The sequence below is a fragment of the Aeromonas sp. S11(2024) genome, assembly GCF_041402345.1.
In the GTDB taxonomy this organism is placed as follows: Bacteria; Pseudomonadota; Gammaproteobacteria; order Enterobacterales; family Aeromonadaceae; genus Aeromonas; species Aeromonas veronii.
On record NZ_JBGLRC010000020.1, the window covers coordinates 69865 to 76023 of the forward strand.

Consider the following 6159-nt stretch of genomic DNA (forward strand, 5'->3'; position numbering starts at 1 on the left):
GACAGAGAGATTGGCCGATCCTCAAACATGGTAAAACAATCATTGTAAGATGGCATAACATGAATAAATGGCAGCATATGAAATAGCCAAGGCAAGCCGAAGCTTGCCTTGGGAGAGAGAAAAACAGGGTTAACCGTGGGTGTGATGGACAAAACAGGTGGTGAGCTGGGCGTGAATGGCCTGCATGACATTGTGACGATTGATGACCCCGAGCAGACGCCCCTCCTCCACTACCGGATAGATCTTCGGCTTTTGCCCCATCATCATCTCCGCCAGGCTCAAAATGCTGGTATCGGGTCCCACCGACAACACCTCCTTGCGCATCACATCCTTGACCTGCGCCACCTGTTCGCAGTGATAGGCCTCCTTAAGCAGCACTGCGATGCAATCCTGCTCGGAGATCCAGCCAATCAGATGGCCCTGCCCATCCACCACCGGGCCACCGAGCTGATGACTGTTCAAAAATTTGTCGACCGCAGCTTGCACCATCATGTCGGCAGTGAAGGTGATGGGTCTGCTCTGCATATAATCCTTGGCTTTTAGCGATTCCATATCTGCTCCCCTACGGTAGTCCATCAAGCTGGCGTCTTGTTCGCCGGTACCGGCACCATGCTCGGCTTGTTCCAAGCATAGCTGGCTCGCGGCAGTATGAGTCAGCGGCCAGCCTCTCCCTCAATTGATGGCATGATCCGGCTCGCGATCCGGAATGGCTGCCATCATCATCTGCGGCAGGTGATCGGCCAGCACCGCCACCACAGCGGGATCGACCCGCCCCTGATCCGCCAGTTGCTGCATAAAGGTCAATGCGTCACGGGCAGGCAGGCCGCGCCGATAAGGTCTGTCCTGCACCATTGCCTGAAAAATATCAGCGACCCGCAGGATCCGCGCTTCAAGCGCCATGGCGGATGCCGGCAGGTGGAACGGATAGCCCTCCCCATCAGGCTCCTCATGGTGATAGGCCGCCCAACAGGCAATATCTTCAAACCCTTCGATATGGCGCAGGATCTGGTAAGTCTCGAAGCTGTGGGTATTGATGATGGCCCGCTCCTCTTTCGTCAGGCTGGCAGGCTTGTCGAGGATCTCGTCCGGCACCCTGAGCTTGCCCAAATCGTGCAGCAAACCGGCGATCTCCAGCATGTCACAATGGATGGCACTGACTCCCATCTGCTCGGCCAATGCCCGAGACAACCTGCTCACACCGAGCGAATGCGTCATCGTGAATGGGCTTTTGGCGTCGACAATGCCAGAGAAGATCTGCGCCAGCGCTTTTAGCTCCCCGTTGAAGGTCAGGCAAGGCTCCCGCACCTGCAGCATCTCCAGCATGTAATCATTGATGGAGCGAGCCTCAAGCTGCAGCCAGAATGCCTCGGAGCGAGACGCCTTGAGGAAGGCATCCACCAGCTCGGGGGCAAAGAACTCGTCACGGAAATCCTGCAGGCGTGCGCGGATCTCGTTGGTATGCATCAACAATGAACCATCGCCATAGTAGGGCGCCGCCAACGCATCGCAGCGATCCACCAGAAAGATAAGGTTGGCCTGACGGGCCACATTGGGGTCCACATCGACCATCTCGCGCAACAGGTGCCAGTGGGTATGGTGATAACGGATAGGCAGGGCCAGCGGGGCCAGCAAACGGAAATCCTTGAGCAGCTGATATCCCACCTCGCAGTGGCGCTGGGAGGACTCCCAATCGAACTCGCTGACCAGATGGTGATGGGTGATGGTCGAGGAGACACCGATATCATGCAGCACCCCCAACTCGAACAGCAGACACCGTTCGGCCTTACTCATCCCCAGCTCCCGGCTGCACTCGGCAGCCATAATCCTGACCCGTTTACCGTGGGCCACATCGCCAATGCCCACCAGATCCAGCGAGGCTGACAGGGCATACACCACCTGCCTTAGATCCACTTGCAACGAAAAGGGGGCTACGCCCTGCGCTCTGTCCATGATCCGGGTCCCATGCGATGTTGTCGTATCAAACTGGCGCTGTTTTATGCTTCGCCTTCTATCAACTTAGTCAATAGCCGAGCCTTTTACCTTGTTTTTATAGGGATTTATGATCTGCGAAGCGTTGTTGTCCAAATCCGCCATGTAGTGGTCTCATCATCCCGAACACCATTTTAGGGTAATGCCTCCGAGCGGTTGAGCTGGCATGATAAGCTTCTTTGAGGCTCATGGCTTCATGGCATCCATCACCGTTCACTGCCCTCGCTGCAACTCTGTAGTGGTCAACTAAATCCGGACACTTGGTTAGGCCGTTCTTCGGCTTTTGCTGGCGGTATCCCGTTATTGTGTTGATGTGGACGCAGCCAGTTGTAGTGATCCATCAGGTAATAACTGATATCCCGCTTTGCTTCCCGCAAGCTCATATATCCCAGAGCCGGGAGCCACTCTGACTTCAGGCTTCTGAACAATCGCTCCATCGGGGCGTTATCCCAGCAGTTACCACGACGACTCATGCTCTGGGTTATGCGATAACGTCACAGTCGTTGCCGAAATGCCCGGCTACCATATTGGCTGCCCTGGTCAGAGTGAAATAGCACGCCGGATGGGCAACCCCGCTGCTGATAGGCCATCTCCAGTGCTTTGATAGCCAGTTCTGCATCAGGTTTATCAGACATCGCCCAGCCCATGACCCGTCGGGTGATGCCAACGGCCACCTGCCCAGACGTAGGTGATATCGCCACACCACACCTGATTGGGTTGCTGGACATCAAATTCGCGGGCCAGCAGATTGGGAATGTCCGGTCGTTCAGACCGTGCCACCTTGTAACGGTGTGCGCCCGGCTGTTTGGATGCCAACCCGGCCTCCTTCATCAGGTTACGTACCTTGAATCGGCCAATCTGATACCCCAACTCTCGCATCATCGACATCAAGGCGCGGCTGCCCGCTGAGTTCCGGCTTTCTTTGAACAAACGGCGCAACTCACAGCGCTGCTGCATACGTTCACGGTTAATCGTCCGCCTGCGAGCCAGATAATTGTAAAAACAGGAGGTGGGAACATCGAAGGCGCAGCAGACCAGAGTGATGGGGGCTTGCTCCCTTAATCGGTCTATCAGCGCGTACGTGTGAACTCGTCCGCCATCAAGAGAGCAGTAGCCTTTTTTAGAATGTCCTTCTCACGTTCGAGCCGGTTGATGCGGGCTTCCAGCTCCTGAATTTTTTGCTGCTCCGGAGTCAGTGCTTTTACGGTGGGGGTTGTACCACAGCGTTCGGATTGCAGTTGCTGAACCCAGCGACGGAGCACGGTTTCACCGACATCCAGTGAACGGCTTGCTTCGGGGACTGAATATCCCTGGTCGAGCACCAGGGATGCGGCGTCGAGTTTGAATTCGGCAGTATATGAGCGACGTAATCTTGTCATTGAACACCTCAGGTCATGGTGGCGACTGTACCACCTAAAATGGTGTCCGGGATGATTAGACCACTACAGTGAATACCATTTCCATACAGAGGTAGGAAAAACTTTGAACAGAAAACACAATATATGTAGCAAAACAGCACCAAAGCGAAAGGGCTACAAAATGGCACAAGCAGCCACACTCACACAGCAACAGCTACAACGTGTTTTGGATTATTTGCGCACACGCAGACACTACAAGCGCAACAGAACGATTATTTTGCTAACGCATTACGCAATGCTACGAGTGGGAGAAGTAGCGGCGCTACGTTATTGTGACGTATTGGAAGCTGACGGACAGATTAAAGCTGAAACAACGCTAACAGCTGCGCAAACAAAGGGCAAGCGAGGGCGTAAGATTTGGTTTGCTGAAAAAGTAAGGGCTGAACTTGCTGCGTATGTAGTAGCACATAAACCAAAGCAGCTTACTCAAACTTTGTTTTACACGCAGCGAAGTGACGGATTTACGGCAAACACATTGACGCACATTGTGAATGGTATATACAAAGGTGCTGGTATAAGTGGCGCTACGTCACACAGCGGTAGGCGCACTGGGCTTACTAACTTGGCAGAACGTGGGGTTGGTGTGAGAACGCTAATGGCGTTAGCTGGACACAGCAATATGGCTACTACACAACGATATATTGATATACGCCCAGCTATGCTTAAAGCGGCTGTTGAGTTGGTTTGAGTTTTCACAAGAAGCCTACTCAGCAGTAGATTTTTACGCTACACTCAACACAAGACTAATGTGCGTATGCGCAATATAGAAAGAGATGGTATGAGCAAGGATATGACTTTGACTTCTTATGGTCCAATAGAAGGTATTGTCCTATTGGGGGGGGGTAAGCTACTAAGAAAGATCTCGCTTTGGGCTGTGTCCGAAGGTGCTCCGCTTAAAGTTATAACATCGCCAAGACACGCTGAAGAGGTCGAAGATGAAGAAACTTTACTTGACTTCTGTTCTCGACATAAGATAGATCACTTGGTGGCAGAGCAGATTACAGAGCAATCAGTTGTAAGATTTTTAGCCGATACAAAACAATACTTTTATCTAAGTTTGGGCGCTGCGTGGATTTTTAAGAGCGAAGTGATTGAAAGACTTTTCAATAACCAGCTTTTCAATCTACACGGAACACGTTTGCCGCAGAACAGAGGTGGAGGTGGTTTTAGTTGGCAAATAATGATGGGTAATAGATTTGGCTTTTGTGCTTTACATCAAGTAGATGGCGGAGTGGATACTGGCGATATTATTGCGACTGAGGAGTTTATATATCCATCAACTGCTCGTATCCCACAAGATTACGAGAGTATATATATTGATAAAAATGTCGACTTTGTTATCAACTTCATCGAAGCCCATCGAAATGGAATGGAAGCTGTTAGACCGATTCGGCAATCGGAGTGGTTTTCAAGTTATTGGCCAAGACTCAACACGGATTTAAATGGTTTTATTGATTGGAGTTTAAACGCAGATGAAGTAGAGCGTTTTATCTGTGCGTTTGACTCTCCATACAAAGGAGCATCTACTTTTTTAAACGGCAAAAGAGTTTTCTTAAAAAGAGTATCTACAAGCGCACAAGACGGTCGATTTCACACATTTCAAAATGGTTTGATTTATCGAAAGTCTAAAGATTGGGCATGTATTGCTTTAAAAGGGACTACTCTAATAGTTGAAGAAATGCGTAGTGAGGATGGTAAAGATATTCTTAAAGATTTGAAGGTTGGAGACCGCCTTTATACACCTCAATCATTTTTAGAAAATGCTATTGACAGAGTTATATACACACCTACTGGCTTGAAGGGTATTTAAGTTTAGAAGTTAGAATAGCCTTTGCTTTTTGTTGCGCAACATGTAACCATAAGGGAAGGTGCGAATAAGCGGCTCGCACCTTCCTTAGGCGAATATTTAGCGGGTGCAGCTCAAAGTAGCATGGAGGTTGCGAGGTCTATTAGACCTATGCTAGCAGGATATTTGCATCGCCGATTCCCTGGCATGGTAGATAGCCTGTTGCTGTTCGGACAGGTAATTCAAGCTATTAATGTTGCTCCACAAAACAGCCCACTTTTTCATGCTCAGAACATTACTGCGGAATTAAATGAAATAAACGGTTACGCTGGGCAATATCATCACGATACGAATTGTACAGATCTAGTTATCACCTGACACCGGCCTCAAACCGGTGTCTTGTTTACGCTACTTTAGTGCGCACTTCCTTCGGTATCAATTTCAGACCCTTTTTGAACATGCTGTAGGGAGTCTGTCCTTCCATCATCCTGCCCTGATGTGGCCGCTCGATAAAGCCGTTGCTCTGCGGTCTGCGTACCTTGGTGGTCCGGTGCTCAATCCCCTCCAGTTGCAGGAACAGCTCGTAGGGATGATGGTCAGGGCGCCCACAGAACTCGCGCCCGTTGTCCGACAAGATGGTATTGTAGTGGTCTAATCATCCCGGACACCATTTTAGGTGGTACAGTCGCCACCATGACCTGAGGTGTTCAATGACAAGATTACGTCGCTCATTTACTGCCGAATTCAAACTCGACGCCGCCTCCCTGGTGCTCGACCAGGGATATTCTGTCCCCGAAGCCAGCCGTTCACTGGATGTCGGTGAAACCGTGCTCCGTCGCTGGGTTCAGCAACTGTAATCCGAACGCTGTGGTACAACCCCCACCGTAAAAGCACTGACTCCGGAGCAGCAAAAAATTCAGGAGCTGGAAGCCCGCATCAACCGGCTCGAACGTGAGAAGGACATTC

The 6159-nt window shown here is 50.8% G+C and carries 4 protein-coding genes and 3 pseudogenes; 3 read left to right on the forward strand and 4 right to left on the reverse strand.

Annotated elements, in window-relative coordinates; all coding sequences use genetic code 11:
• Positions 1 to 129: 129 nt before the first annotated feature.
• The 3 genes and pseudogenes from ACB040_RS15415 to ACB040_RS15425 all read right to left on the reverse strand — a co-directional run bounded on the left by ACB040_RS15415 (position 130) and on the right by ACB040_RS15425 (position 3368).
• On the reverse strand, positions 130 to 552 hold the full coding sequence (locus ACB040_RS15415; protein ID WP_110303089.1) for a CBS domain-containing protein: 423 nt from the start codon (positions 550 to 552) through the stop codon (positions 130 to 132).
• 120 nt (positions 553 to 672) lie between these two features.
• Positions 673 to 1950 carry an HD-GYP domain-containing protein gene (locus ACB040_RS15420; protein WP_371155421.1) on the reverse strand — a complete coding sequence of 426 codons (1278 nt, stop codon included), beginning with the start codon at positions 1948 to 1950 and terminating at the stop codon, positions 673 to 675.
• A 281-nt stretch (positions 1951 to 2231) separates the two neighbouring features.
• A pseudogene (locus tag ACB040_RS15425) lies at positions 2232 to 3368 on the reverse strand (IS3 family transposase).
• Between the two features lie 103 nt (positions 3369 to 3471).
• Here ACB040_RS15425 and ACB040_RS15430 point away from each other — a divergent pair.
• Positions 3472 to 4095, forward strand: coding sequence for a site-specific integrase (locus tag ACB040_RS15430; protein ID WP_338771111.1), 624 nt, complete (start codon positions 3472 to 3474; stop codon positions 4093 to 4095).
• 90 nt (positions 4096 to 4185) lie between these two features.
• Positions 4186 to 5217 (forward strand): formyltransferase family protein, encoded by a 1032-nt coding sequence (locus ACB040_RS15435; protein WP_338771113.1) that lies wholly within the window; start codon positions 4186 to 4188, stop codon positions 5215 to 5217.
• A 379-nt stretch (positions 5218 to 5596) separates the two neighbouring features.
• Here the strand turns inward: ACB040_RS15435 and ACB040_RS15440 are convergent.
• Positions 5597 to 5833 (reverse strand): annotated as a pseudogene (locus ACB040_RS15440) (IS481 family transposase); the annotation flags it as partial.
• A 70-nt stretch (positions 5834 to 5903) separates the two neighbouring features.
• Here ACB040_RS15440 and ACB040_RS15445 point away from each other — a divergent pair.
• A pseudogene (locus ACB040_RS15445) lies at positions 5904 to 6159 on the forward strand (transposase); the annotation flags it as partial.

Coding starts and splice junctions, on each gene's coding strand:
- ACB040_RS15415 (WP_110303089.1), bottom strand. CDS start 552: ATGGAATCGCTAAAAGCCAAGGATTATATGCAGAGCAGACCCATCACC.
- ACB040_RS15435 (WP_338771113.1), top strand. CDS start 4,186: ATGAGCAAGGATATGACTTTGACTTCTTATGGTCCAATAGAAGGTATT.
- ACB040_RS15420 (WP_371155421.1), bottom strand. CDS start 1,950: ATGGACAGAGCGCAGGGCGTAGCCCCCTTTTCGTTGCAAGTGGATCTA.